Source organism: Paracoccus sp. (in: a-proteobacteria) (assembly GCF_030604785.1).
Lineage (GTDB): Bacteria > Pseudomonadota > Alphaproteobacteria > Rhodobacterales > Rhodobacteraceae > Paracoccus.
The window spans coordinates 1-26,431 of sequence record NZ_JAUVVF010000007.1 but is presented as its reverse complement, the minus strand read 5'-3'; the positions used below and the strand labels follow the sequence as shown (position 1 = coordinate 26,431).

27 protein-coding genes are annotated in these 26,431 nt (G+C 68.3%); 13 read left to right on the top strand and 14 right to left on the bottom strand.

Features of this window, described 5'->3' with window-relative positions:
- The first annotated feature begins 51 nt into the window (after positions 1 to 51).
- From QAR72_RS03995 to QAR72_RS03985, 3 genes are read left to right on the top strand one after another with little or no spacing between them, the layout of a single operon-like run.
- Positions 52 to 1,248, top strand: coding sequence for an aminotransferase class I/II-fold pyridoxal phosphate-dependent enzyme (locus tag QAR72_RS03995; RefSeq protein WP_304616077.1), 1,197 nt, complete (start codon positions 52 to 54; stop codon positions 1,246 to 1,248).
- Positions 1,249 to 1,251: 3 nt separating this feature from the next.
- Positions 1,252 to 3,852: a DNA translocase FtsK gene (locus QAR72_RS03990; RefSeq protein ID WP_304616076.1), complete on the top strand. Its 2,601-nt coding sequence runs from the start codon at positions 1,252 to 1,254 to the stop codon at positions 3,850 to 3,852.
- 30 nt (positions 3,853 to 3,882) lie between these two features.
- Entirely contained in the window at positions 3,883 to 4,623 is a 741-nt protein-coding gene (locus QAR72_RS03985) for a DUF2268 domain-containing putative Zn-dependent protease (protein ID WP_304616075.1), read from the top strand.
- A gap of 19 nt (positions 4,624 to 4,642) precedes the next feature.
- Here the strand turns inward: QAR72_RS03985 and QAR72_RS03980 are convergent, their stop codons facing one another.
- The 5 genes from QAR72_RS03980 to QAR72_RS03960 all read right to left on the bottom strand — a co-directional run bounded on the left by QAR72_RS03980 (position 4,643) and on the right by QAR72_RS03960 (position 7,920).
- Positions 4,643 to 5,320 carry a rhomboid family intramembrane serine protease gene (locus tag QAR72_RS03980; RefSeq protein WP_304616074.1) on the bottom strand — a complete coding sequence of 226 codons (678 nt, stop codon included), beginning with the start codon at positions 5,318 to 5,320 and terminating at the stop codon, positions 4,643 to 4,645.
- On the bottom strand, positions 5,313 to 5,507 hold the full coding sequence (locus QAR72_RS03975; RefSeq protein ID WP_304616073.1) for a Trm112 family protein: 195 nt from the start codon (positions 5,505 to 5,507) through the stop codon (positions 5,313 to 5,315). The genes QAR72_RS03980 and QAR72_RS03975 overlap by 8 nt, the downstream gene beginning before the upstream one ends.
- Positions 5,504 to 6,130, bottom strand: coding sequence for an LON peptidase substrate-binding domain-containing protein (locus tag QAR72_RS03970; protein WP_304616072.1), 627 nt, complete (start codon positions 6,128 to 6,130; stop codon positions 5,504 to 5,506). The genes QAR72_RS03975 and QAR72_RS03970 overlap by 4 nt, the downstream gene beginning before the upstream one ends.
- A gap of 4 nt (positions 6,131 to 6,134) precedes the next feature.
- Positions 6,135 to 7,040 carry a tetratricopeptide repeat protein gene (locus QAR72_RS03965; protein WP_442953547.1) on the bottom strand — a complete coding sequence of 302 codons (906 nt, stop codon included), beginning with the start codon at positions 7,038 to 7,040 and terminating at the stop codon, positions 6,135 to 6,137.
- A gap of 94 nt (positions 7,041 to 7,134) precedes the next feature.
- Positions 7,135 to 7,920: an exodeoxyribonuclease III gene (locus tag QAR72_RS03960; RefSeq protein WP_304616070.1), complete on the bottom strand. Its 786-nt coding sequence runs from the start codon at positions 7,918 to 7,920 to the stop codon at positions 7,135 to 7,137.
- A 108-nt stretch (positions 7,921 to 8,028) separates the two neighbouring features.
- Here QAR72_RS03960 and QAR72_RS03955 point away from each other — a divergent pair, with 108 nt between their 5' ends.
- On the top strand, positions 8,029 to 9,348 hold the full coding sequence (locus QAR72_RS03955; protein WP_304616069.1) for an MFS transporter: 1,320 nt from the start codon (positions 8,029 to 8,031) through the stop codon (positions 9,346 to 9,348).
- 60 nt (positions 9,349 to 9,408) lie between these two features.
- A complete protein-coding gene (locus QAR72_RS03950) occupies positions 9,409 to 10,383 on the top strand; it encodes a glutathione S-transferase family protein (RefSeq protein ID WP_304616068.1) in 975 nt (324 codons plus the stop codon).
- 146 nt (positions 10,384 to 10,529) lie between these two features.
- Here the strand turns inward: QAR72_RS03950 and QAR72_RS03945 are convergent, their stop codons facing one another.
- Entirely contained in the window at positions 10,530 to 11,216 is a 687-nt protein-coding gene (locus tag QAR72_RS03945) for a response regulator transcription factor (RefSeq protein ID WP_304616067.1), read from the bottom strand.
- A gap of 130 nt (positions 11,217 to 11,346) precedes the next feature.
- On the opposite strand from QAR72_RS03945, the gene ribA reads away from it, so the two are divergent.
- Together ribA and QAR72_RS03935 are read left to right on the top strand one after the other, a co-directional pair.
- The gene (ribA, locus tag QAR72_RS03940) at positions 11,347 to 12,405 is read left to right on the top strand and encodes a GTP cyclohydrolase II (protein ID WP_304616066.1); all 1,059 of its coding nucleotides are present in this window, start codon (positions 11,347 to 11,349) and stop codon (positions 12,403 to 12,405) included.
- Between the two features lie 11 nt (positions 12,406 to 12,416).
- Complete coding sequence (locus QAR72_RS03935) at positions 12,417 to 12,902, top strand: L,D-transpeptidase family protein (protein ID WP_442953544.1); 486 nt, start codon at positions 12,417 to 12,419, stop codon at positions 12,900 to 12,902.
- Here the strand turns inward: QAR72_RS03935 and QAR72_RS03930 are convergent.
- Both QAR72_RS03930 and QAR72_RS03925 read right to left on the bottom strand, forming a co-directional pair.
- Positions 12,899 to 13,552 (bottom strand): YggS family pyridoxal phosphate-dependent enzyme, encoded by a 654-nt coding sequence (locus QAR72_RS03930; protein ID WP_304616064.1) that lies wholly within the window; start codon positions 13,550 to 13,552, stop codon positions 12,899 to 12,901. The genes QAR72_RS03935 and QAR72_RS03930 overlap by 4 nt on opposite strands.
- A 68-nt stretch (positions 13,553 to 13,620) precedes the next feature.
- Positions 13,621 to 14,535 carry a porin gene (locus tag QAR72_RS03925; protein WP_304616063.1) on the bottom strand — a complete coding sequence of 305 codons (915 nt, stop codon included), beginning with the start codon at positions 14,533 to 14,535 and terminating at the stop codon, positions 13,621 to 13,623.
- A gap of 277 nt (positions 14,536 to 14,812) precedes the next feature.
- Between QAR72_RS03925 and QAR72_RS03920 the strand changes: the two genes are divergently transcribed.
- From QAR72_RS03920 to QAR72_RS03900, 5 genes are all read left to right on the top strand, one after another.
- Complete coding sequence (locus QAR72_RS03920; RefSeq protein ID WP_304616062.1) at positions 14,813 to 15,298, top strand: DUF3576 domain-containing protein; 486 nt, start codon at positions 14,813 to 14,815, stop codon at positions 15,296 to 15,298.
- An 84-nt stretch (positions 15,299 to 15,382) separates the two neighbouring features.
- The gene (gene leuS, locus QAR72_RS03915; protein WP_304616061.1) at positions 15,383 to 17,923 is read left to right on the top strand and encodes a leucine--tRNA ligase; all 2,541 of its coding nucleotides are present in this window, start codon (positions 15,383 to 15,385) and stop codon (positions 17,921 to 17,923) included.
- On the top strand, positions 17,910 to 18,395 hold the full coding sequence (gene lptE, locus QAR72_RS03910) for an LPS assembly lipoprotein LptE (RefSeq protein ID WP_304616060.1): 486 nt from the start codon (positions 17,910 to 17,912) through the stop codon (positions 18,393 to 18,395). The genes leuS and lptE overlap by 14 nt, the downstream gene beginning before the upstream one ends.
- Before the next feature lie 3 nt (positions 18,396 to 18,398).
- Positions 18,399 to 19,427, top strand: coding sequence for a DNA polymerase III subunit delta (gene holA, locus QAR72_RS03905; protein WP_304616059.1), 1,029 nt, complete (start codon positions 18,399 to 18,401; stop codon positions 19,425 to 19,427).
- Positions 19,424 to 20,620, top strand: coding sequence for an NAD(P)/FAD-dependent oxidoreductase (locus QAR72_RS03900; protein ID WP_304616058.1), 1,197 nt, complete (start codon positions 19,424 to 19,426; stop codon positions 20,618 to 20,620). The genes holA and QAR72_RS03900 overlap by 4 nt, the downstream gene beginning before the upstream one ends.
- Positions 20,621 to 20,623: 3 nt before the next feature.
- On the opposite strand, the gene QAR72_RS03895 is transcribed toward QAR72_RS03900, so the two are convergent.
- Both QAR72_RS03895 and QAR72_RS03890 read right to left on the bottom strand, forming a co-directional pair.
- Positions 20,624 to 21,205 (bottom strand): transglycosylase SLT domain-containing protein, encoded by a 582-nt coding sequence (locus QAR72_RS03895; RefSeq protein WP_304616057.1) that lies wholly within the window; start codon positions 21,203 to 21,205, stop codon positions 20,624 to 20,626.
- A 103-nt stretch (positions 21,206 to 21,308) separates the two neighbouring features.
- Positions 21,309 to 21,677 carry a winged helix-turn-helix domain-containing protein gene (locus QAR72_RS03890; protein WP_304616056.1) on the bottom strand — a complete coding sequence of 123 codons (369 nt, stop codon included), beginning with the start codon at positions 21,675 to 21,677 and terminating at the stop codon, positions 21,309 to 21,311.
- A 150-nt stretch (positions 21,678 to 21,827) separates the two neighbouring features.
- On the opposite strand from QAR72_RS03890, the gene QAR72_RS03885 reads away from it, so the two are divergent.
- Positions 21,828 to 23,009, top strand: coding sequence for an acetyl-CoA C-acyltransferase family protein (locus tag QAR72_RS03885; RefSeq protein WP_304616055.1), 1,182 nt, complete (start codon positions 21,828 to 21,830; stop codon positions 23,007 to 23,009).
- Positions 23,010 to 23,321: 312 nt separating this feature from the next.
- Here QAR72_RS03885 and QAR72_RS03880 read toward each other — a convergent pair whose 3' ends face one another.
- The 4 genes from QAR72_RS03880 to QAR72_RS03865 form a co-directional block, all read right to left on the bottom strand.
- Positions 23,322 to 23,918 carry a queuosine precursor transporter gene (locus QAR72_RS03880; protein WP_304616054.1) on the bottom strand — a complete coding sequence of 199 codons (597 nt, stop codon included), beginning with the start codon at positions 23,916 to 23,918 and terminating at the stop codon, positions 23,322 to 23,324.
- A 91-nt stretch (positions 23,919 to 24,009) separates the two neighbouring features.
- Entirely contained in the window at positions 24,010 to 24,915 is a 906-nt protein-coding gene (locus QAR72_RS03875; protein ID WP_304616053.1) for an esterase-like activity of phytase family protein, read from the bottom strand.
- Entirely contained in the window at positions 24,888 to 25,748 is an 861-nt protein-coding gene (gene mepA / locus QAR72_RS03870; protein ID WP_304616052.1) for a penicillin-insensitive murein endopeptidase, read from the bottom strand. Before mepA ends, QAR72_RS03875 begins: the two co-directional genes overlap by 28 nt.
- Positions 25,745 to 26,431: MFS transporter (locus QAR72_RS03865; RefSeq protein WP_304616051.1), on the bottom strand; the 687-nt coding region annotated here is incomplete at its 5' end. The genes mepA and QAR72_RS03865, both read right to left, overlap by 4 nt.

Here is a 26,431-nt window from a genome sequence, read left to right as displayed (position 1 = left end):
GCTAAAGTTTCTGTCAGGAAAACGGGGCGCAGACCCCGAAGCGAGGCAGAGATGGCATTCCCCGAGCGGTTCTCGAACCTGCCGGAATACGCGTTCCCGCGTCTGCGGGCATTGCTTGCGGACCTGACGCCGGGGCTGGCGCCGGGCGCCGCCCCCACCGTGCTGACCATCGGAGAGCCGCGCCACGCGATGCCCGATTTCGTCGCGCAGGTGATGGCCGACAGCATCGGCAGCCTTGCGAAATATCCGGTGAACGAGGGCACGCCCGAATTGCTGGGCGCCATCAGCGGCTGGCTGGGCCGGCGCTATGATCTGGATGTGGCCCCCGACCGGCTGATGGTGCTGAACGGCACGCGCGAGGGGCTGTTCAACGCGGCCCTTGCGCTGTGCCCGGAACGCAAGAACGGCCAGCGCCCGGCCATTCTGGTGCCCAATCCGTTCTATCAGGTCTACGCGGTCGCGGCCTCGGCGGTGCAGGCCGATCCGGTCTTTGTCCCTGCCACGCCCGAGACGGGGCACCTGCCCGATTACGCGGGCCTTGATCCGGCGCTGCTTGACCGGGTCGCGGTGGCCTATCTGTGCTCGCCCGCCAACCCGCAGGGCGCGGTGGCGGGGCGCGATTATCTGGAACGGCTGATCACGCTGGCCGAGCGGCACGATTTCCTGATCTTCGCCGATGAATGCTATTCCGAGATCTGGCGCGACACGCCCCCGCCCGGCGCCCTGCAGGTGGCGACCGCGATGGGCCTGCCCGACCGGGTGGTGATGTTCAACTCGCTCTCCAAACGCTCGAACCTGCCGGGGCTTCGGTCGGGTTTCGCGGCGGGCGGCGTGGCCCAGATCCGCGAGATGCGCCGCCTGCGCAGCTATGCGGGCGCGCCCTTGCCCCTGCCGGTGCAGGCCGTCAGCGCCGCCGCATGGGGTGACGAGGATCACGTCGCGGCCAGCCGCGCGCTCTATCAGCAGAAATACGCCATCGCGGACCGGGTTCTGGGCAACATGCCGGGCTACCTGCCGCCCGAGGCCGGGTTCTTCCTGTGGCTGCCCGTGAAAGATGGCGAACAGGCGGCGCGCAGGCTCTGGGCCGAAGCGGGCATTCAGGTCCTGCCCGGCGCCTATCTGGCGCGCGAGGTGGACGGGCAGAACCCCGGACGCGGCTTTGTCCGCGTGGCGCTGGTCGCCGATGCCGACGAGACCGAGACGGCCCTGCGCCGCATGGTCGACGTTCTGACGGATGAAAGGGGCTGAGCCATGGCAAGCTGGCACGCGAAACACCGCGATCCGCTGTTCGACCAGACCACCCGCGCCGCGCTGGAACGCCGGGGCAAGGAATTGATGGGCGCGGGCCTGATCACGCTGGCGGTGATCGTGGCGATGATCCTGGGCAGCTGGTCCTCGGACGATCCCAGCTTCCTGTCGGCGACGGACGAACCGGCGCAGAACCTTCTGGGCAGCTTTGGCGCCTATATCGCCTCGCCGCTGATGATGATTGCGGGCTACGGGTCCTGGGTGCTGGTCCTGGCGGGTGTCGTCTGGGGCCTGCGGCTTATGCTGCACAAGGGCGAGACGCGGCTGATGCGCGGCATCTTCACGCCGATCGCGGTCGCGCTGGTCGCGGTCTATTGCTCGACCCTGCTGCCGGGACCCGAATGGCAGCAGACCTATGGCCTGGGCGGCCATTTCGGCGACATGGTGATGGGCGCCATGCTGAACCTGATGCCCGTGAAGGCGCAGATCGGTATCCGGGTGGCGGGCCTGCTGACGGCTGCGGGCGTGGTGGCGATCCTTGCTTTTGTGCTGGGCTTCGACCGGGCCGAACTGCGCGGCCTGTGGCGGCGCTTCGTGATGGGTCTGGCGCTGGCCGCGCAGATGGCGCAGGCGGCCTTTGGCGGCGCGCAGGCGCTGGTCGCGGGCCTGCGCGACCGTCGTGCCCGCAGCGCGGACGAGGCCCCGCAGCCGCGCGTCGAACCCGCCCCCGCCCGCACGCGCCGCGCGCCCGAACCCTTCGAGCTGGAGGCCGAGATGCCCGAGCCCGAACTGATCGAGCCCGAGCTGATCGACCATGACGATCACGGCCCCGCCCCGACCCAGGACGAATTGCGCGGCCGCATCAGCGATGCGATCACCAAGCGCTCGGGCAGGCCGTCGGTTCTGGCGGCGGTCGCGGCGCGTCTGGCCCGCGACGGCGGTGCCCCCGCCGCCGTTCCGGAGCCCGAATCCGAGCCGCGCCCCTTCGGCGCCGAGACCCCGCGCCAGATCGTGGCCCCCGCCAAGCGCACCGAACCCTCGCGCAGCGCCCAGGCCGAGGCCGAGCCGCGCCTGCGCTTCGACGAAAGCGGCCCGGCCTACGAGGTGCCTCCGCTGGCGCTGCTGACCGCGCCGACGGCCGGCGACACGCATCAGATCTCGCAAGAGGCGCTGATGGAGAATGCCCGGATGCTGGAGGCCGTGCTGGACGATTACGGCGTCAAGGGCCAGATCACCGAGGTCCGCCCCGGCCCCGTCGTCACGCTTTACGAACTGGAACCCGCGCCGGGGCTCAAGGCCAGCCGGGTAATCGGTCTGGCCGACGACATTGCGCGGTCGATGTCGGCGCTGTCGGCGCGCGTCTCGACCGTGCCCGGCCGCACGGTGATCGGGATCGAATTGCCCAATGCGCGGCGCGAGAAGGTGCTGCTGCGCGAGATCCTGGCCAGCCGTGCCTTTGGCGACGGCACGCAGCCTCTGCCGCTGGCACTTGGCAAGGATATCGGCGGCGATCCGGTCGTGGCGAACCTGGCCAAGATGCCCCACCTGCTGATCGCGGGGACCACCGGCTCGGGGAAATCGGTCGCGATCAACACGATGATCCTGTCGCTGCTCTACAAGCTGACGCCGGACGAATGCCGGCTGATCATGATCGACCCCAAGATGCTGGAACTCAGCGTCTATGACGGCATCCCCCATCTGCTGTCGCCGGTCGTCACCGATCCCAAGAAGGCGGTCGTCGCCCTCAAATGGGTCGTGGGCGAGATGGAGGACCGCTATCGCAAGATGTCCAAGATGGGCGTGCGCAACATCGAGGGCTATAATGGCCGCGTCCGCGAGGCGCTGTCCAAGGGCGAACTGTTCAAGCGCACGGTCCAGACCGGCTTTGACGAGGATACCGGCGAGCCGATCTTTGAGACGGAAGAGTTCCAGCCCGAGACCTTCCCCTATATCGTCGTCATCGTGGACGAGATGGCCGACCTGATGATGGTCGCGGGTAAAGAGATCGAGGCCTGCATCCAGCGTCTGGCGCAGATGGCACGGGCCTCGGGCATCCACCTGATCATGGCGACGCAGCGGCCTTCGGTCGATGTGATCACCGGCACGATCAAGGCGAACTTCCCGACCCGGATCAGCTTTCAGGTGACCAGCAAGATCGACAGCCGCACGATCCTGGGCGAGCAGGGGGCCGAGCAGCTTCTGGGCCAAGGCGACATGCTCTACATGGGCAACGGCGCGCGGATCACCCGCATCCACGGCCCCTTCGTCAGCGACGAGGAGGTCGAGGAGGTCGTGACGCATCTGAAATCCTTCGGGCCGCCCAGCTACAAGTCGGGCGTGGTCGAGGGCGTCGACGAGGAGAAGGCCGACGACATCGACGCGGTCCTGGGCCTTGGCGGCGGCGAGAGCGGCGACGAGGCGCTTTACGATCAGGCGGTGATGATCGTGGCGCGCGACCGGAAATGCTCGACCAGCTATATCCAGCGCAAGCTGGCCATCGGCTACAACAAGGCCGCCCGTCTGGTCGAGCAGATGGAGGAACAGGGCGTCGTCAGCGCGGCGAACCATGTCGGCAAGCGCGAGGTTCTGGTTCCCGAGATCTGATCGCGGAAACCGGCGCCGAAGGAGACATCGATGACTGTCTGGCAGGTTCACATGCTGAATGCGCGCGGCGCGCTGACCCCGATCATGGCCGAGATCCGCGCCCATGCGCGCGAGGTCGTGGAACTGGTCTCGGCCCGGCTGGACCTGCCGCGCTTCGATCTGGTCGTCCGCCGGGGCGATGCGGTGATCCCGGAATGGGGGATTGCGGGCCATGCACCCTCGGCCGGGGTCATCGAACTGGTGCTGGACCCCGATCGCGTCGACCCCGAGCATTTCCGGCGCATGCTGGCGCGCCAGATGTTCCACCTGACCCGGTGGGAAATGGTGCCCGTGGACCGTTCCCTGGGCGAGGCGCTGGTGGCGGCGGGACTGGCCGGGCATTTCGTGACCGATCTTCTGGGCGGCGGAGCCGATCCCTGGGATCAGGTGCGACCGGGATCGGGGATGCTGAAACAGGCGGCCGCCCTGTGGGCGCGGCGGGATCAGGATATGGGAGAGTGGTTCCAGGGACGCGGCAGGATGCGGAAATGGTCCGGCCACGGGCTGGGCCACCGGATCGTCGCCGAGCATCTGACCGAAGGCGGGGATGCGGCGGCTCTGGTCCATGCGTCGGCCGATGGCTTCCGGCCCGCCCTGCGGCGGTTGATGGCGATGGAAGGGGTCGAGGAGCCGGAGGCGCTTGATCCGCCCGTCGCGGAGGAGGAAGCGGCCGAGGCGCCCGGCGGAGAGGCCGGGGGCGCTTCGCCCCCCGGACCCCCCGAGGATATTTGAGCCAAGGCAAAGCGGCTGGTCAGGCGCTTTTGCGGCGGGCGGCGAAGGCGAGGGTCAGCGCGATCCCGGCCAAGGCGCCGCCCAGATGGGCCTGCCACGCGACCGAGGGCATGGCGAAGGTCAGCGCGATGTTCAGGCCGAGGATCAGCGCGACCGCGCGGACCAGCGGTGCCGTCGATCGCTGGCGACGTCTGAGCGTGAGCGCCGTCTGCACGACCAGCGCGCCCGCGATGCCGAAGACCGCGCCCGAGGCGCCGCTCATCGGGCCAGCGGCGGGTTCGAACCAGGCGAAGACCAGCGCGCCCGCGATCTGCGAGACGAGATAGATCAGCGCCATCTGGCCCGTGCCCATCATCCGCATCAATTCGCGCGACAGGGCGGCAAGGCCGATCATGTTCATGGCGAGGTGCAGCAGGCCCGCATGCAGCAGGCCGTAGCTGAGGAACATCACCCATTGCTGGAAGGGGTAGAGGCCGATCCCCTGCCAGAAGACCGGCGACCAGAAGCCGCCCAGCATCACCGTCGCATGGCGGGCGACCGGGTAGCCGAAGAGGCCGGCTGCGATCAGCGCGCCCTCGACCAGGCAGCAGGCCAGGATGACCAGCCGCACCCAGAGCGGCAGCGCCACAGGGCCGAGCCTGCGTGCCGAGACGCGCGGAAAGGCCGCCGGGCGCGGGTCGTGGAGGGGGTCAGTCATCGGCCTTGATCTGCCGCGCCTCGTCGATCAGCATGATCGGGATGCCTTCGCGGATGGGGAAGGCCAGACCGGCCGCGCGCGAGACCAGTTCCTGGCGCGCCGCGTCGTAGGACAGCGTCGCATGCGTCACCGGGCAGACCAGCGCCTCGAGCATGTGGCGGTCGAAGCTGGGGGCGGTGTCGGTCATTGCAGTCGTTCCTCGTCCTGGCCGCCATGCAGCGCGAATTCGATCAGGCCGACCAGCAATTCGCGCCGGTCCGTCAGGCTGGGCGATTCCAGCAGTGCCTGCTTGTCGCCCGCCGAAAATGGCAGCATCATCGAGAGCGAGTTGATCAGCAGCTCGTCCTCGGCCTGGGCGGCGGCCTCCCAATCGGTCGAGAGGCCCTCGCTTTCCATGTAGCGGGCAAGCAGCGCGAAGAGGGCCTGCCGGTCGAGGCCGTCATCCTGTTCCGGCGCGCCGAGATCGCGGCCGAACGAGGACCAGTCGATTCCGGCCTGAAGATAGGGGGTGAAGCCCTCGAACGTGTCCAGAAGCCGGAAGCGCGACACCGCCCCGAGCGAGATCATCATGCGCCCGTCATCGGTTTCCGAGAAGGCCACCACGCGCCCCGCGCAGCCGATCGAGGCCAGTCCTTCGCCCTCGGGCTGGATCATGCCGATCAGGCGGTGGGACGTCTTCAGCGTGTCTTCCAGCATCTGCAGGTAGCGCGGCTCGAAGATGTGCAGCGGCATGCGGGCGCGCGGCATCAGCACGGCCCCGGTCAGCGGAAAGACGGGGATGCGGTCGGGAAGATCGAAGCGGCGGCGCATCGGCTCAGGCGAAGATCAGCGAGGACAGCCGGCGGCGACCCTTCTGCGCGATCGGATCGCCGGGTTTGAGACTGTCGAAGATGGTGAAAAGCTGGGCCTTGGCCGCGCCGTCGTTCCAGTCGCGGTCGCGGCGGAAGCTGTCCAGCAGGACCTCGACCGCATCCTCGATCCGGCCCGCCGCGTGCAGGGCCGTCGCGTAATCCAGCCGCGCCTGCTGGTCGGCGGGGTCGGCCTCGACCCGCGCCTGCAGGTCGGTCAGGGGGCCTGCGTTTTCGGCCTGGCGGGCAAGGTCCAGCTGGGCGCGTGCGGCCTCGACCGGGGCGGCGCCGGCGATGGCGGGTGGCACCTGCGACAGCGTGGCCGAGGCCGCGGCGGCGTCGCCTGCGGCCAGATGGGCGCGGATCAGGCCGCCCCAGGCTTCGGGGCTGTCGGGCATCTCGCCGATGATGGCGGTGAAGGTCTCGATGGCGTCGGCGGTCTCTCCGGCCTCGATCATCTGTTCGGCGGCTTCCAGCGCGTCGGCCAGCCCGCCGTCATCGCCGCCCATTGCCACCAGCTTTTCGACGAATTGCTTGATCTGGCTGGCCGGGATCGCGCCCTGGAAGGCATCGACGGGGCGGCCTTGGAAGAAGGCATAGACCGTGGGGATCGACTGCACGCGCAGCTGGCCCGCGATCATCTGGTTCTCGTCCACATTCACCTTGGCCATGCGGACCCGGCCCTTGTGGCGCGCCACCTCGGCCTCGAGCGCGGGGCCGAGCGTCTTGCAGGGGCCGCACCAGGGCGCCCAGAAATCGACGATCACCGGAACCTGCATCGAGGCCTCGACCACTTCGGCCATGAAATCGGCCTCGGTCACGTCCTTGATGAAATCATCGGTCTTGGGTGCTGCGGCCCCGTCGAAAAGCATGCTCATGGCGTCCCCGGAGGTTCTGGTCGATCTTGGGCGCAATATGGGGCCTTGGCCGCGCAAGCGAAAGGCCCCATCGGGTCACAGGCAGGCGCTAGAGGTCGAAGCGCGCCAGCACCGGGACGTGGTCGCTTGGGCCTTCCCAGCCACGGCAATCGCGCAGGATGCGGCTGCCATGCGCCGCATTGGCGATGTCGTGGCTGGCCCAGATATGGTCCAGCCTGCGGCCCTTGTCGGCGGCATCCCAGTCAGGCGAGCGATAGGACCACCAGCTGTAGAGCTTGCCTTCTGGGATGTCCTTGCGGGTCACGTCGACCCAGTTTCCGGCATCCTGGGCCTGGGCCAGATGCTCGACCTCGATCGGGGTGTGGCTGACGACCTTCAGCAGCTGCTTATGCGACCAGACGTCATCCTCGCGCGGGGCGATGTTCAGGTCGCCCACCAGGATCGAGCGTTCGGGGCGGTCGGCGTGGAAGACGTCGCGCATCTCGGTCAGGAAATCCAGCTTCTGCCCGAATTTCTCGTTGACCTCGCGGTCGGGAATGTCGCCGCCTGCGGGCACATACATGTTGTGGATCACCACGCCGTTTTCCAGCCGGGCCGAGACATGGCGCGCATGGCCGAGCCGCGCGTAATCCCGGTCGCCCGCATCGGTGATCGGCAGGCGCGACAGGATGGCGACGCCGTTATAGCCCTTCTGCCCGCGCGCGACGATGTGGTGATAGCCCAGTTCGGCAAAGCGGGTCAGGGGGATCTTCTCGACCGGCGACTTGCATTCCTGAAGGCACAGGATGTCGGGGCCTTCCTCGGCCAGAAAGCGCGCGACCAGCCCTTCGCGCAGGCGGACCGAGTTGATGTTCCAGGTGGCGATGGTGAACATGGGGCTCTCCTTTGCGGCGGACCCTAGCGGCGGGGGCGCCGGGTGCCAAGGCGGGTTGCGATATGGGATGCCTGCGCTATGGATTGGGGAAACGCGAAAGGGCCTGCCATGCGGCGCATGACCATCGACGATGCTCTGACGCAGGGCGGCACGGGCCGGTTCCAGTGGCGCCTGCTGGGTATCTTCGGGCTGGTCTGGGCGGCGGATGCGATGCAGGTCATCGCGGTGGGCTTCGCCGCGCCCTCGGTGGCCGTCACCTTCGGTCTGGACCGCGTGACCGCCTTGCAGATCGGCACGGCGTTCTTTCTGGGCATGTTCGCGGGCGCGTTCCTCTTTGGGCGGCTGGCCGACCGGATCGGGCGGAAATGGGTGCTGGTCGGGACCGTTGCGATGGATGCGGTCTTTGGCCTCGCCTCGGTCTGGGCGGGGGACTTCACCTGGCTTCTGGTGCTGCGCTTCCTGACCGGGGTGGCGGTGGGCGGCACGCTGCCCGTCGACTACGCCATGATGGCCGAGTTTCTGCCCCCCCGGAACCGGGGCCGGTGGCTGGTCTGGCTGGAGGGGTTCTGGGCCATCGGCACCATCGTCATCGCACTGACAGCCTGGGCTGCCGTCAGCTTCGGGGCCGATGCGCCGTGGCGCTGGATCTTTTTCGTCGCCGCCGCACCCGCCCTGATCGGGTTCTTGCTGCGCTTCTGGATCCCCGAAAGCCCCATGTATCTGGTCCGCACCGGCCGGCAGGCTGAGGCGCGCGCCGTGATCCAGAAGGTGCTGGCCGTGAATGGCGCGCCGCCCTTGCCGCCCCAGACCCATCTGGTCGCCGCGCCGGTCGAGGCCGGGGCCGCACGCTCGATCTGGGCGGGGTCACTGCGGCGGATCACGCTTGGCGTTCTGGCGGTGTGGTTTCTGGTCTCGCTGTCCTATTACGGCGTCTTCGTCTGGGTGCCCGGCCAGCTGGCGACCGAGGGCTTCGGCTTTGTCCGCGGTTACGGTTTCCTCGTCGTGCTGGCACTGGCGCAGGTGCCGGGCTATGCGCTGGCCGCCTGGGGGGTCGAGGCCGTGGGCCGCCGCGCCACGCTGACGGGGTTCCTGATCCTCAGCGCGGCGGGTTGCGGCATGTTCGCCTTTGCGACCGCGCCTCTGCTGGTCGCCGCCGCCCTGATCGTGATGAGCTTTGCGCTGCTGGGCACGTGGGGCGCGCTTTACGCCTTTACGCCCGAGCTTTACCCGACCCATCTGCGGGGCACCGGCATGGGCACGGCCAGCGCCATGGCGCGGCTGGGGGGCATCCTTGCGCCCAGCCTGCTGGCCGTGGTCTTCGCCAAGGGCTTCGGTCTTGCCATAGGCAGTTTTGCCGCATTGCTGCTGCTGGCCGCGCTGGCCCTGATGCTGGTCAGGGCCGAGACGCGCGACCGCGCCATCGCCTGACGGGGGAACGCAGCCGCGCCGGGGCCCGTTGCCCTGACGACAGAAAGCAAGGAGGAAGTCATGGGCCAATTGGTCAACGGCGTCTGGAAGGACGAATGGTATGACACCGATAGCACCGGCGGCGAGTTCAAGCGCGACACGTCGAAGTTCCGCAACTGGGTGACGGCGGATGGCAGCGCGGGTCCGACCGGCGAGGGCGGCTTTCGGGCGGAAAGCGGGCGCTATCACCTCTATGTCAGCCATGCCTGCCCCTGGGCGCACCGCACGCTGATCTTCCGCGCCATCAAGGGGCTTGAGCCGCATATCGAGGTCTCGGTCGTGCATCCCGACATGGGGTCCGAGGGCTGGGAATTCCGCACCGATTTCGACGGCGCGACGGGCGACAGGCAGTTCGGGCTGTCCTATCTGCGCGAGATCTACGTCAAGGCGCGGCCTGATGCCTCGGGGCGGGTGACGGTGCCCGTGCTGTGGGACAGGGAAACCGGCCAGATCGTGTCGAATGAAAGCGCGGACATCATCCGCATGTTCAACAGCGCCTTTGACGGGATCACCGGCAATCGCGACGATTACTGGCCCGAAGGACTGCGCGACGCCATCGAGCCGATCAACGACCGGATCTACGACACAGTGAACAACGGCGTCTACAAGGCCGGTTTCGCCACCACGCAGGCGGCTTATGACAAGGCCGTGGGGCCGCTGTTCGACAGCCTCGACTGGATCGAGGGGCTGTTGTCCGAAAACCGCTATCTGACCGGCGACCGCATCACCGAGGCCGATTGGCGGCTGTTCACCACCGTCCTGCGCTTCGACGCGGTCTATCACACGCATTTCAAGTGCAACCGCCGCCGGATCGTCGATTACCCGAACCTGTGGGGCTGGGCGCGCGAGCTTTACCAATGGCCGGGCGTCGCCGAGACGGTGCATTTCGACCATATCACGCGGCACTATTACTACAGTCACGACATGATCAATCCGCACCGGATCATTCCCATCGGCCCCCGGCCCGACTGGACCGCGCCTCACGGCCGCGGATGAGAAAAAGCCCCGGCAGCCTGACTGCCGGGGCGAGGGAGAGGAGGGAGTGTGGCCGCATCCACCGACCACTGGGCTTCGGGTAGAAAACGCATCCCCCCCGCGCCGGTTCCCGCCATAATTTGCCCGGCGGGAATTCGCGCAACGGCTCAGGCGACCAGCCGGTAGCCGCCCGATTCCGTCACCAGAAGTCGCGCGTTCGAGGGATCGGGCTCGATCTTCTGGCGCAGGCGGTAGATGTGGGTTTCCAGCGTATGCGTGGTCACGCCCGCATTGTAGCCCCAGACCTCGTGCAGCAGCACGTCGCGCGGCACGACCCCGTCCTGCGCCCGATAAAGGAACTTCAGGATGTTGGTCTCTTTCTCGGTCAGGCGGATCTTGCGGTCCTTGGCGTCGATCAGCATCTTCATCGAGGGCTTGAACGTGTAGGGCCCAAGCTGGAAGATCGCGTCCTCGGATTGTTCATGCGTGCGCAGCTGGGCGCGCAGGCGGGCCAGCAGGACCGGGAACTTGAAGGGTTTGGTGACGTAATCGTTCGCGCCCGCATCCAGGCCGAGGATCGTGTCGGCATCGGTATCGTGGCCGGTCAGCATCACGATCGGGCATTTCACGTTCAGTTTGCGCAGCTTCTTGCACAGCTCGCGCCCGTCCGTGTCGGGCAGGCCGACATCCAGCACGACCAGATCGAAAATGGCGTTCTTGGTGGCCTCGACGGCCTCGGCGCCGCTGCCGGCTTCGGCAACGTCGAAATCTTCGGTGGCGACCAGTTGTTCGGCCAGCGCCTCGCGCAGGTCTTCCTCGTCATCGACCAGAAGGATTTTTTTCAGTCCGGGCATGTTGCCTCCTTTGGCTTCTCGGCACACATGAAGGATCACGCCCGCGTGTCGTCCAGCACCATGTCGGATTTCTCACATGGTTTTGTCGCAGCAGCGGGTTTTGTTTCGGATTGTTTCAGAAAGCGCCCGGATGAGCCTGATCCCGACCCTCGCCGAAATCGTGGCCCGCGCCCGTGCCGACCTGCGGATGGGGCTGCCCGTGATGGTGGGCAGCCACGTTGCCGCCGCGGCCGAAACCCTGTCCGCGGCGCGCCTGGCAGACCTGCGGGCGCTTGGCCCCGCCGTGCTGGCCCTGACCGAGCGGCGGGCCCAGACGCTGAAGGCGCGGGCCTATGATGCGGGGCTTGCGCGCGTGATCCTGCCCCCCGAGGCGGATCTGGCCTGGCTGCGCGCGCTGGCCGATCCGGCGGACGATCTGCGCCATCCGATGAAGGGGCCGCTCTTCACCGCCAGAGAGGGCGACGCCTCGGACCACCGTGCGGCGCTGGCGCTGGCGAAATCGGCGCAGCTTCTGCCCGCCGTAGTGATGGTGCCCGCCGCTCCGGTCGAGGGTCTGACCCGCCTGCCGACCGCGCCCCTGATGGCGCAGCTGTCGCAAGAGGCCGCGCTGGCCCCCGTCGCCGCCGCCCGCGTGCCGATCATCGCTGCCGAACGCTCTCGCCTGCATGTCTTCCGCCCCGACAATGGCGGCGAAGAGCATTACGCCGTCGAGATCGGCGATCCGCCCCGCGACGCGCCGGTTCTGGCGCGGCTGCATTCGGCCTGTTTCACCGGCGACGTTCTGGGCAGTCTGAAATGCGATTGCGGCCCCCAGCTGCACGCCGCGCTGGAGGCGATGGGGCAGGCGGGGGCGGGGGTCCTGCTCTATCTCAATCAGGAGGGCCGGGGCATCGGGCTGGCCAACAAGATGCGCGCCTATGACCTGCAGGATCAGGGCTTCGACACGGTCGAGGCCAATCACCGGCTGGGCTTCGAGGATGACGAGCGCGACTTCCGCATCGGCGCCGCGCTGCTGCGGCGGCTGGGTTTCGGCGGGGTCCGGCTGATGACGAACAACCCGCGCAAGGTGGCGATGATGCAGGGCCACGGCATCGACGTGGCCGAACGTGTGCCGCTGATCGTGCCGCAGAACCCGCACAATCAGGGATACTTGGCCGTCAAGGCGCAGAAATCGGGCCACCTGCTGTGAGGGCCGAGGACATGGTCCTGACGCCAGCCGGGCTGCGATTCCGCGGGCGGTTGTTTCCCTGCGCCATCGGCAAGACCGGCATCAGCGCCACCAAGCGCGAGGGGGATGGCGCGACGCCCGAGGGGCGCCACCGCATCACCGGGCTGTGGTATCGTCCCGACCGCCTGCCGCCCCCGGCGCCTTGGGCGCGGCCCATCGGGCCGGGCGATCTGTGGTGCGACGATCCGGGCCATCCCGCCTATAACCGCCATGTCCGCGCGCCGCTTTCGGCCAGCCAGGAACGCCTGCGCCGGGCCGATCCGCTTTATGACCTGATCCTGACGACCGACTGGAATCAGGCGGGGCTGCCGGGCCGGGGCTCGGCGATCTTCCTGCATCAATGGCGCAGGCCCCGCTTCGGGACCGAGGGTTGCATCGCTTTTGCGCGGCCGCATCTTCTGTGGATCGCGGCCCGCGCAGTGCCGGGGACGGAACTGATCGTCAGCCGCCGGCCCTAGCCGTAATCGCGCGCCCCGAAGATCGCCGAGCCGACGCGCACATGGGTCGCGCCCTCGGCGATGGCGGTCTCGAAATCGGCGCTCATCCCCATGGACAGAAGGGCCAAGCCGCTATCCTGCGCCAGGCGCCGCAACAGGCGGAAATGGGGCAGCGGGTCCAAACCCTCGGGGGGGATGCACATCAGCCCCTCGGGCGACAGGCCCAGATCGCGGCATTGGCTGAGGAAGCCGGGCAATTCGTCGGCCAGGATCCCGGCCTTCTGCGGCTCGTCCCCGGTATTGACCTGAACGAACAATTGCGGCTGGCGGCCCTGTTCCGCGCAATGCTGCGCCAGCTTGCGGGCCAGGGTCATGCGGTCCAGCGTGTGGATTGCGTCGAACAGGCCGACCGCCGCGCGCGCCTTGTTCGACTGGACAGGGCCGATCATGTGGACCGAGACATCGGGATAGCGTCCGCGCCAGTCCGGCCACTTGCCCTGGGTTTCCTGGACGTAGTTCTCGCCAAAGACGCGGTGCCCCTGGTCCAGCACGGCCTCGACCCGCGAGGCGGGCTGCACCTTGCTGACTGCGATCAGCGTCACGCTGCCGGGCGCGCGCCCGGCCTTGTCCTCGGCCGCGCTGATGCGGCGCCTGATGTCATCCAGTCCCATGACCGCACAAGACAAAAAGAAAAGAGCGGGCGCAAGGCCCGCTCTTTCCGTAACCGCTGATCGTGGGATCAGAAGTTGAAGCGCACACCGAAGTCGGCGATGATGTCTTTGTTGTAGTCGCGGTGGATCGCGGTGGCCAGGTAGGCGCCGCCCAGGTCGTAACGGCCGCCGATGCCATAGGCGATGTCGGTGGCGTTGCCGGCCGCGTCGTTGTTGGCGACATAGCCTTTGACGGTGGTCAGCGGAGCAACCTCGAACTCGCCATACAGCGTGAAGGTGGTGCTGTCGGCGACGTCACCGTTGTCGATCCAGTTCAGGCCGACCTTGTTCTCGGTGCCCGGCAGGGTGTAGGCAGCGCCCAGGAAGTACTGGTCGTTGCCGTCGATGCCAGCGCCGTCCAGAACGGCAGCAGCCGACAGGGCGATCGCGTCCATCGAGTAGTCGACCGAGACGCCGATCTCTTCGTTGCCACCGCTGATGGTCTGGTCGGTGTTCACGTACGAGATGCGGGCGGTCAGAGCGTCAACCGCATAGGTCGCGGCGATGCCGACGCGGTTGTTGTTGGCGCCGTAGCCGCCGGTCGAGTAGGCGAAGAACGAGCCGGCCGGGTTGCCGAGCGAGCGGTCGAAGATACCGATTTCCGACGCGTAGAGCAGGCCGGCGCTGTCGAAGGCGGTGCCGACGTTACCCACCGAAACGGTCAGGCCGCTGGCGGTCACGTAGATCTGGCCGGGAGCGAACTTGTCCAGTTCCGACTCGCCCTGGTCCCACTGGAAGCGCAGGCGGGCGCCGAAGTCCACGCCCTGGTCGGTCGAGGTGGTGGCCAGCACGTTCAGACGGACGCGCGACTGGATCTGGGATTCCTGCTCGCGGCCTTCGACGAAGTCCAGACCGGTGCGAGCGAAGCCCGAGAAAGTGACGTCGGCAGCGGCGACACCGGCCGACAGAACCAGCGCGGTGGAGGCGATAAGAGCCTTTTTCATGGTGTGTTCCCTCTTGTCTCTCTGGTGCCCAAGCCGGCGATCCCGCCCTGGGTATGCTGTTTGTTTCCCCCTTTCGAACATGTGATGCAACGGAATCACGTTTGCCCTGATTTCTTTGCCCATTTCTGTGATGCACAAGGGCCACACCTGAATTGCGCGGCCTGCCTCTGGCGGCGTCATGCCGCGTTGCGGCGCCCGCGCGCGCAAGGCAAGGCGCTTGTTTCGCACCGGCGATCCGGTCTAATGCTTGGCCCACAAGCAACAGCCGGGGGATGGCATGACACCTGCACGCATCGCGCGCCTGACGATGGCCACCATGCTGATGGCGGGTCTTGCTGCCTGCGGCGGCGGCGCCCGCAACGCCTCGACGACCGAGGCTGCCCTGAACGAGCCCGACATGCGTCCGGCCCTGCGCGGGACGCGCATCCAGGACGTGTTCGGCCGGTCCGAGGACATCAACTCGACCATCGGGGTGAACAAGTATCTGTGGAATGCCAGCCTCGAGGTCCTGAACTTCCTGCCGGTGCAGACGGTCGATCCGTTCACCGGAGTGATCCAGACGGGATTCGGCACGCCTCCAGGCGGGGGGCGGGCCTATCGCGCCACGATCCAGATCAGCGATCCGGCGCTGGATGCGCGCAGCCTGCGCCTGTCGCTGCAGGGCCAGGGCGGCGCCGCGGTCGAGCCGGGCACCGTGCGCGCGGTCGAGGATGCGATCCTGACCCGGGCGCGGCAATTGCGCCTGCGCGACGGGCGGCTATAGCGACCGATCACGGCGGGCGCATCTGGACCCGCTGCGGCGGCGCGTATAAACCCTGCGGGCAACGAATGACGCCCGAGGTTCCCGATGCCCTATGATCCCGCCACCAGCGAAGCCCGATGGCAGAAGGCCTGGGCCGAGGCCGGCAGCTTCACCGCCACCCGCGACGACCGCCCGAAATACTACGTGCTCGAGATGTTCCCCTATCCCTCGGGTCGCATCCACATGGGGCACGTCCGCAACTACACGATGGGCGACGTGGTGGCGCGCTTCAAGCGCGCGCAGGGGTTCAGCGTGCTGCACCCGATGGGCTGGGACGCCTTCGGCATGCCCGCCGAGAATGCCGCGATGGAGCAGGGCGGCCATCCGCGCGACTGGACCTATGCCAATATCGCGACCATGCGCGACCAGCTGAAGCCCTTGGGCCTGTCCATCGACTGGAGCCGCGAATTCGCGACCTGCGACGACGCCTATGTGGCCCAGCAGCAGGCGCTGTTCCTCGACATGCTCGAGGCGGGGCTGATCACGCGAAAGTCGGCGCAGGTGAACTGGGACCCGGTCGATATGACCGTTCTGGCCAATGAACAGGTAATCGACGGCAAGGGCTGGCGGTCCGGTGCCACGGTGGAACGGCGGGAACTGACGCAGTGGTTCTTCAAGATCAGCGATTACAGCGATGAATTGCTGGGGGCGCTGGACGGGCTGAAGGGCTGGCCCGAAAAGGTGCGCCTGATGCAGGCCAACTGGATCGGCAAGTCGCGGGGCCTTCAGTTCCGCTTCCGGACGGTGGACGCGCCCGCCGGCCATGAGGCGATCGAGGTCTATACGACCCGCCCCGACACGCTGATGGGTGCGAGCTTCGTCGCGCTGTCGCCGGACCATCCGCTGGTCAAGGAACTGGCCGCCTCTCGCCCCGAGATCGAGGCCTTCCGCGAGGAATGCCGCAAGATCGGCACCACCGAGGAGGCCATCGAGACCGCGCCCAAGCTGGGCTTCGACACCGGGCTAACCGTGCGCCATCCGCTGGATGCGGACTGGCAGCTGCCGATCTGGATCGCGAATTTCGTGCTGATGGATTACGGCGCCGGCGCGATCTTCGGCAGCCCGGCGCATGACGAGCGCGACCACGAATTCGCCACGAAATACGGCCTGCCGATCCGCGCCACCTTCGGCGAGCGCGGCATGACGCAGGATCAAGCCGACGCGCTGGTGGCGAAGGCGCCCTTTGTGCCGGCCAAGACCGAGACCGTCACCTATGTCCGCGGCTTCGCGGGCGCGGCCGACCAGACCGGCGAGGCCGCGGTGGACGCCGCCATCGCCCATGCCGAGGCGCAGGGCTATGGCGAGGGCGTGACCAAGTTCCGCCTGCGCGACTGGGGCATCTCGCGCCAGCGCTATTGGGGCTGCCCGATCCCGGTCGTCCATTGCGATACCTGCGGCACCGTGCCCGAGAAGAAGCGGAACCTGCCCGTGCTGCTGCCGCAGGACGTGACCTTCGACGTGCCCGGCAACCCGCTGGACCGCCATCCCAGCTGGCGGCAGGTGCCCTGCCCGGTCTGCGGCAACGCCGCGCGTCGCGAGACGGACACGATGGACACCTTCGTGGACAGCAGCTGGTACTACGCCCGCTTCACCTCGCCCCATGCGGACACGCCCACCGACCGGGCGGAGGCCGATTACTGGATGAACGTGGACCAGTATATCGGCGGGATCGAGCACGCGATCCTGCACCTGCTCTATTCCCGCTTCTTCGCCCGCGCGATGGTGAAAACCGGCCACCTGCCCGAGGCCGCGAAGGAGCCCTTCGACGCGCTCTTCACCCAAGGCATGGTCACGCATGAGATCTACAGGACGACCGACGCGCGCGGCCGGCCGGTCTATCACCTGCCCGAGGACGTGACGGACGGCCGCCTGGCCGACGGCACCCCGGTCGAGATAATCCCCTCGGCCAAGATGTCGAAATCGAAGAAGAACGTCGTCGATCCGGTGAACATCGTCGAGAGTTTCGGCGCGGATACCGCGCGCTGGTTCATGCTGTCGGACAGCCCGCCCGAGCGCGACGTGGAATGGACCGCCGCAGGCGCCGAGGCCGCGGCCAAGTTTCTGGCCCGCGTCTTCCGCCTGGCCGAGGAGGCGCCTGCCGAGGGCGGCGACGATCCCGCGCTGACCCGCGCCGCGCATCGGGCCATCGCCGACGTGACAAGGGCCATCGAGGGCTTCGCCTTCAACAAGGCCGTCGCGAAGCTTTACGAACTCGCCAATGCGGTCGGCAAGTCGCCCGCCGGGGGCGAGGCGCGCCGCGCGGTCCTGCGCATCATGGCGCAGCTGATGGCGCCGATGGTGCCGCATCTGGCCGAAGAGGTCTGGGCGATCTCGGGCGGGCAGGGGATGGTCGTGGACGCGCCTTGGCCCCAGGCCGATCCGGCGCTGCTGGAGGATGACACCGTGACGCTTCCCATCCAGATCAACGGCAAGCGCCGGGCCGAGATTGCGGTCCCCAAGGACATGCCCAAAGAGGAGGTCGAGGCGCTGGTCCTGGCCGACGAGACGGTGCAGCGCTTCCTTGAAGGTGCGGCGCCCAAGAAGCTGATCGTGGTGCCGGGGCGGATCGTCAATGTGGTCGCCTGACCGCCGGGCGCTGATCCTCGGCCTGCTGGTCGTGGCCGGTTGCGGGTTGCAGCCGGTCTATGGCCCGGGCGGGGGCGGCAAACGGCTGTTCGGCAAGGTCCGGCCCCGCGACCCGGACACGCCCGTGGATTTCGTCTTCAACCGCCGGCTGGCCGAACGGCTGGGGCCCGAGGACGCGGCGATCTACGATCTGGATTACCGGATCAGCGTCGGCGTCACCTCTCAGGCGATCACGCCGGACGAGATCACGACCCGCTATTCGCTGAACGGCACCGCCGATTTCGCGCTGACCGGGCCGGACGGCGCAGTGCTGACGCAGGGCCGGGTCAGCAGCTTCACCTCGTATTCGACGACCGGCACGACCATCTCGACGCTGACGGCCGAGGGCGACGCGCGCGAGCGGCTGGCCCTGATGCTGGCCGATCAGGTCGTGACGCGGCTGCTGGCTGCCGCCCGCACCCTGCCGGGCTGAGCGATGCTGCTGAAAGGGGCCGAGATCGCGCGCTATCTGGCTCGGCCCGACCCGTCGCGGCCGGGCCTGCTGATCTACGGGCAGGACCCGATGCGCGTCGCCATGAAGCGGGCCGAGGCCGTCAAGGCGCTGGTCGGCGAACGCGCCGACGAAGAGATGCGCCTGACCCGCATGGCCGGGGCGGGGCTGAAGAAGGACCCCGCCCAGCTGATTGACGCGGTGCGCGAGGTGGGCTTCTTTCCCGGCCCGCGGGTCGTACTGGTCGATGACGCGCCCGACAGCGCCGCGGATGCGGTGCGGACGGCTCTGGAAGGCTGGCGCGCGGGCGATGCGGTGATCGTGGTCGCGGCAGGGGCGCTGGCGAAATCCTCGGCGCTGCGCAAGCTCTTCGAGACGCATGGTCAGGCGATCTGCGCACCGATCTACGACGACCCGCCCGGCGAGGACGAGATCGCCCGCTGGCTGTCCGATGCCGGTCTGCGCGAGGTGCCGCGCGACGCCATGCGCGAGATGCTGGTCTTGGCTCGTGCGCTGGATCCCGGCGATCTGCGCCAGACGATCGAGAAGATCGGGCTTTACAAGCATGGCGATCCGCTGCCCCTGACGCCGGACGAGATCGCGCTGATGGCCCCTGCCACGATCGAGGCCGATCTGGACGAGCTGATCCACGCCGTCGCCGAACGCCGCGAGGCCGAATTCGGCGCGCTGATGCGGCGGATCGCGGCGCAGGGGCTTGCGCCGGTCTCGATCTGCATCGCAGCGCTTCGCCATTTCCGGGCGCTGCATCTGGCGGCGGCGGACCCGGCGGGGCCTGCGGTCGCGCTGGCGCGGGCGCGGCCTCCGATCTACGGCCCGCGCCGCGACCGCATGGCGCGGCAGGCGCAGGGCTGGGGCCTTGGCCCGCTGGAGGAGGCCGTCCACGCGCTGTTGTCGCTGGACCTGACGCTGCGATCATCGACCCGCGCGCCGCAGATGCCGCTGGTCGAACGCGCTCTGCTGCGGCTGGCGATGCGGCCGAGGGGCAGGCGGTGAGCATCGAGGTCGATGCGCTGGTCGTGGGCGCCGGTCCCGCCGGGCTGATGGCCGCCGAGATGCTGATGGCGCCGGGCCGCCGCGTGCTGGTCGCCGAGGCCATGCCCTCTCCCGCGCGCAAGTTTCTGATGGCGGGCAAGTCGGGGCTGAACCTGACGAAAGATGAGCCCGCCCCCGCCTTTCGCGCGGCCTTTTCCGGAAGCGCCTCGGCCGGGCTGGAGGACGGTTTCGGCCCCGATCAGGTGAAGTCATGGGCCGAGGGGCTGGGCATCGCGCTGTTCACCGGCTCGACCGGGCGGGTCTTCCCGGTCGGGATGAAGGCGTCGCCGCTGCTCAGGGCCTGGCTTGCGCGCCTGGAATCGGGTGGCGTGACGCTGCGGCGGCGCTGGCGGCTGGAGGGGATCGAGGACGGCTTCCGCTTTGCGACGCCCGAAGGGCCGGTGCTGGTGCGCCCGCGTGTCGCGGTGCTGGCGATGGGTGGGGCAAGCTGGCCGAGGCTGGGTTCGGATGGGGCCTGGCAGGGCATGCTCGAGCGCGCAGGCGTCCCGGTCGCGCCCTTCCGGCCCGCGAATATGGGGTTCCGGGTGGATTGGTCGCCCGCAATGGCCCGTCATTTCGGGGCTGCCGTCAAGGGCGTGGCGATCCGCGCCGGGGCGCAGGTCTGCCGTGGTGAATGGGTGATCGCGCGTGCGGGCATCGAGGGTGGCGGCGTCTATGCCGTCGCCGCCGCGATCCGCGACGGTGCGGCGCCGGTGCTGGATCTGGCGCCCGATCTGGACCTGCCCATGCTGACGCGGCGCTTTGCGCGCCCGCGCGGGCGGCTGTCTGTCGGGAACTGGCTGCGCCGCGTGCTGGGCGATCCGGTGCGCGCCGCGCTGCTGATGGAATGGGCCCGGCCCCTGCCCGCGTCCGAGGATGCGCCCGGCTGGGCCGCGCGCGCCAAGGCGCTGGCCATGCCGCTGGCCGGACCTATGGGGCTGGATCGCGCGATCTCCTCGGCCGGGGGCATCACCGCAGACGCGCTGGCGCCGGGGCTTGAGCTGAAGGCGCTGCCGGGCATCTTCGCCGCAGGCGAGATGCTGGACTGGGAGGCGCCGACCGGCGGCTATCTGCTGACCGGGTGCCTGGCCAGCGGCCGCAGGGCGGGCCTTGCAGCGGCGGCGCGGCTTGGGCCGGCGCCGCCGGAGGGCTGACGATCAGGCGCGGCGGCAGGTGGCCAGTTGCTGGCGATACATTTCCGAACGTTGGCTGACCTGGCCCGCGACCCGGACCAGCCAGGGCTTCTGGTTGTAGCTGCCGCGCGCATAGCCGCCGCGACCCTCGTGATAGGCCAGGTATTGCCGCCCGGCATCGTGCTTGGACAGGCCCAGGCGCTGCTGGCTGCCATGCATGTACCAGCCCATGAAGTCGGTGGCGTCGCGGATGTTGTCGCGGCGGGCGCGGCGGTTTCCGGTGGCCTGCTGGTATTCCTCCCACGTGCCGTCGAGGGCCTGCGAATAGCCGAAGGCGCTGCTCTGCCGGCCGATGGGGATCACGCCAAGCGCGTATTGGTGCGGGGTGCGCGCATCGCCGATGAACTTCGATTCCTGATACATCGTCGCCATCTGGACATGCACAGGCACGCCCCATTTGCGTTCGGTCGCGCGCATCGCCCGCATATAGCCAGGGCGCTCGGCCGCGATGGCGCATGCATTGTCAAGCTGGCGCGGCGCGCTGAAATTGCCGCCGCCGCAAGACGCGACGAGCCCGACAATCGCGAGCTTCAGAAGCCTGTTCATCCTGCCCTCGTGCTGTTCTTTGGGTCGTTTTCCCGAAGTATTAGCGGAAAACACGAGGGTTTGAAATCACAAAGCCGGAATGGGCGGGCTGCCGCCGGTCGGATCAGGCCGCACCCTCGGGCCGCAGAAGCGCGTTGAGGGCGCGCAGATTTTCGGCCCCGGCCTCGCGCAGCAGCGTCTCAAGCGCGCGGTAATGACGCAGCACCTCCTGCCCGGTCGGCGTCACCCGCGCCCCGCCGCCTCCCGCCCCGCCGCGCGCGCTGTCGATCACCGGATCGGCAAAGGCGGTGTTCATTTCTTCGACCAGCGTCCAGGCGCGCTTGTAGCTCATCCCCATCTCGCGCGCGGCGGCAGAGATCGAGCCCAGGCGGTCGATCCGGGCCAGCAGCTCGGCTTTGCCGGGCCCCAGGATCAGCGGGCTGTCATATTCGAGGCGCAGCTTGATGCGCAGTCGCGGGGTGTTTGCAGACATCGGGGCCTCGGCTGATCGCGTTATTCCCCGGGACCATAGCGATCCTTGGCGTGCGATGCAATTTGCGCCGGTTCCGTGACGGCACATCGGCTGCGACTTGCGGCACGATGCGGGGCTTCTATGCTGTGCCCACCCTGAGAGGAGGCCATCATGTCTGCATCCGAAATCGTGATCCTGTCCGGCGCGCGCACCGCCATCGGCGGCTTTGGCGGCAGCCTTGCCGGCACCCCGCCCATCGATCTGGCGACCACCGTCACCCGCGCCGCGCTTGAGCGCGCGGGCCTTGCCCCCGAAAAGGTGGGGCAGGTCGTGTTCGGTCATGTCATCAACACCGAGCCCCGCGACATGTATCTCAGCCGCGTGGCGATGCTGAATGCGGGCATCCCGCACACCGTCCCCGCGATGAACGTGAACCGGCTCTGCGGGTCGGGGGTGCAGGCCATCGTCTCGGCCACGCAGTCGCTGCTGCTGGGCGATGCGGAATTCGCTGTGGCGGGCGGGGCGGAATGCATGAGCCGGTCGCCCTATGCCGTGCCGTCGGCGCGGTTCGGTGCCAAGATGGGTGATCAGGTCATGCTGGACATGATGACCGGCGCGCTGACCTGCCCGATGGGCACCGGGCATATGGGCGTCACCGCCGAGAATGTCGCCGCCGAGCATGACATCACCCGCGAACAGCAGGACGAATTCGCGCTGGAATCGCAGCGTCGGGCGGCGGCGGCCATCGCGGCGGGCCATTTCCGCGACCAGATCGTCCCGGTCGAGATCAAGTCGCGCAAGGGCGTCGTCGCCTTCGACACCGACGAGCATCCCAAGGAAACCACGCTGGAGAAGCTGGCCGCGCTGAAGCCGGTCTTCCAGAAGGGCGGCAGCGTGACGGCGGGCAATGCCAGCGGCATCAATGACGGCGCGGCGGCCTTGGTCCTGGCGCGGCGCGATGCGGCCGAGGCTGCGGGCCTGGCGCCGCGTGCCCGGATCCTGGGCTATGCCGTGGCAGGCGTTCGCCCCGAGGTCATGGGCATCGGCCCCGTCCCCGCCGTCGAGCAATTGCTGGAGCGGACCGGTCTGAAGGCCGCCGATTTCGACGTGATCGAATCGAACGAGGCCTTTGCCGCGCAGGCCTTGGCCGTGACCAAGGGGCTGGGGCTGGACCCGGCGCGGGTGAACCCGAATGGCGGGGCGATCGCGCTTGGCCATCCGGTGGGCGCCACGGGTGCGATCATCGCGATCAAGGCCCTGCACGAGCTGGAGCGGATCGGCGGGCGCCGCGCGCTGATCACGATGTGCATCGGCGGCGGTCAGGGCATCGCGCTGGCCATCGAGCGGATCTGATGCCGCGATGCCGGTCGGGGCCATGCGCGCCCCGGCCGGCGTTCGGGCGGCGCGGTTCCGCATGAACCAAAAGAGACGGGCCGTCCCGATGGGACGGCCCGCGAGTTCCACGGAGATGGTCCGGTTAGGGATGGAAGAAACCCGTCCGGTCCCAATCAGGGGTTACGACCCTCGGGGCTGCCCTCAGGCCACGGCCCCCCTGACTGTTCCGACACCTCTCTCCAATATCACTCTCGACACTGGACCACCTCCTTTCAAAAGATTGCCGTTAGAATTTCAGGGTGCCACAGATTCCCTGTCAGTCAATTGCCATTATGTTTCAGACCGCAACAATTTGCGGACAACTATACGAAAGGGCACAAGGGCAAGTAGTGCCAGACCAAGCTTGACCAGCCAGTCGGCACTTGCCAACGAAATCCACAGCGCGCTGACCGGTCCGTAACCAAGCAGCGGAACGGCCTCGTTCGCCCAGCCGGTATTGGCGTCGGCGGGCAGGAAGGCGGCAAAGGCGATGGTGAAGAACAAGGCCGTGTCCACCGCCGATCCGACGACGGTCGAGGCCAGGGGCGCCCGCCACCAGCGCCCGCCCCGAAGCGCATCGAAGATCGCCACATCCAGCAATTGTGCAACCAGGAAGGCCGTCCCCGAGGCGATGGCGATTCGCAGGGTCGTTGCCTGGAAACCGGCGGCGACCAGCGAGCAGGCGACGCCGGTGACGAATCCCGCCAGCACGACGCGGCGCGCGGCGGCGGGGCCATAGACGCGGTTCATGACGTCGGTGACGAGAAAGGCCAGCGGATAGGTGAAGGCGCCCCAGGTCAGCCAGTCGCCGACCACGAATTGCACAAGGATGTTCGAGGCCACGACGATGGCGGCCATGGCAAGGATGCCGGGCAGGAAGCGGTTCATCTGGGGGTCCGTTTTACAAGGTGGCGGAGAACTCGGCCCCGCGCGGGCAGTGGCGGGGCAGAGCGCGCTTACGCCCGGCCTGCCCGGCCTGTCAATTCCCCTGCGCCTGCCGGTCGCTTCGGGTGATGCGGTATTCCACGATTTCGGTCCGTTGCAGGAACAGGAAATTGTCGTCCGAGATCATCGTGACGCGCAGATCGTCAGGGCTGCCCCAGACCGAGACACCCTCGAGATTGTCGAATTGCATCGGCGCGCTTTCGATCAGCACATGCTCGTCCTGCGGCCCTTCCGCATCCAGCACCATGCTGCGCAGCCGCGACCGGAAGCCCAGAGGGCCCAGAAAGTCGCGTTCAAGCAGATAGAATCGGCCGTCGGGGCCGTAATCGGCGCCCACCGGCAGCCAGTTCCCGTCGCGCCGGATCTGCGTCATCTCGGTCCATGCGCCATCCTGGAAGGCCAGCACGGTGAAGGGCGTCGTCACGCTGGCGGATCGCTCGGGCACGATCACCAGCGCCCCGTCATCACGCAGGGCCAGTGCCTCGAACCCGGAATTCGCGCCCAAGCCGGGCAGGACCGGCGGGCGGGGCAGCGGGTCCGAGGGGCCGTGCGGATCGTCATAACCCACGACCCGGTGCAGCCCCTCGAAGCTGACCCAGACCCGCCCGTCGGGCGCGACGGCCAAGCCCTCGCTGTCGCCCAGATGCCCGGCAGGCAGGGGTGTGCCGTCGCGGTCGGACAGATGGGCGCGGTCCTCGATGTGCAGCTCGGTGATGCGGCCCGCCGCGTCGCGGTCGATCCGGCCCGTGAACAGATGCGCCCGGTCCGTCAGCGCGTGAAAGCGGGTGCCGTCCCCGGTGATCTCGATGCCCGAAAAGCCGCCGAATTGCGAGTCGTCATGGCGCCAGATATGGGTTGCCAGATGCTGCGCCACCGGCTCGGCCCCGGCAGGGGCGGCCAGCGCGATCAGGATCAGGGCGAGGTGGCGACGATCTGGCATTGCTGGGGAAGCTCGCTCATCCGATAGGTGCGGGGATGCCGGTAATCGGGGTCCGGCGTCGCGGCAGGCGCGCGCGAGGGATTGGCGCGGTTGTTGATCCATTCCTGCGCCTCGGCGCAGCCATCGCCGGGCGGCGGCGGGTCCTGCGTCCGGCAGATCGAGCCCTGCGGGCAGGACAGCCGGATGTGGAAATGGTGGTCATGGTTGTTGATCGGGCGCACCTTGCGCAGCCAGGACCGGTCGCCCGTCTCCATCTGGCACATGGCGACCTTGGCCACGGGATCGACCAGCAGCCGTTCCACGCGCGGATCGCGGGCGGCGGCGCGCATGATCTGGAAATGTCCGGTATTCCAGTGCTGCGACAGCCCCAGCCCCCCCGATGCCACGACTGAGACGGACGAGATGTTCTCGCGCTGCTGGCGGCTCAGCGTCAGCGAGGGCGGCGGCAGCATCCAGATATCGGCATCCAGCCCGATCTGGTGGCTGGCATGGCCCGAGGTCATCGGCCCGCCGCGCGGCTGGCTGATATCGCCGATGTAAAGGCCCTGCCACCCGGCCTGCTGCGCGGCGCGCGACAGGCCCTGCAGGAAGTCGATCATCACCGGATGGCCCCAGTGGCGGTCGCGCGACAGGCGCATCGACTGCCAGCTCGGCCCGCTTTCGGGCATCTGCACCATGCCTTGCGCGCAGCCCTGCGAATAGAAGCCGATCGAGACGGCAGGCCCCTGCGAGGGGGTGCGGAACGCGCCGAACACGTCCTTGGCCAGCGGATCGGCACTGGCGGGGGCAGCAAGCCCCAGCACCAGCGCGGCGGCTTTCAGCATATGTTTCATGGGCGCGGTCCCTCTGCCTCTCCTTCGGGGTCCACCCACCTTAGCAGAAGCAGGGCCAGCAGGAAGATCACGATCAGCGGCAGGAAGCCGATGCGCTGGCTGCCGCTGATATCGGTCGTCACCGCGATCAGGAAGGGCGCCAGAAAGGCCGTGACCTTGCCCGACAGCGCGTAAAGGCCAAAGCCCTCGGTCGCGCGTTCTTCGGTCGTGTGGCGCACCATCATCGTGCGGCTGGCCGCCTGAAGCGCGCCGCCCGCCCCGCCGATCACCGCCCCGCAGGCAAAGAAGATCAGGTCGGGCAGCCGCAGCCCGGCCAGGATCGGGTCGGGCGCCGGAATGCCGAAGACCGAATTCCGGTCCATTCCGATCAGCAGCGTGCAGACCGCCGACAGCGCCAGGATCGAGGCGATGATGACCGCGCGCGGGCCAAAGCGCCGGTCGGCCCGCCCGCCCAGCCAGCTGATGATCGCCGCCGAGACCGCGCTGATGACCCCGAAGACGCCCGCCAGAAAGACCGGCCAGCCCAGCACGGTGCCCGCATAGACCCCGCCAAAGCCGTAAAGCGCGTTCAGCGCATCGCGCGAGAACATCGACGAGGCCAGCCAGGCCGCAAGGCTGCGCCGGTGCCTCAGGCTGCGGATCAGCGCCCAGAGTTCCGCCAGCGCGGCCCCGACCCGCACGGG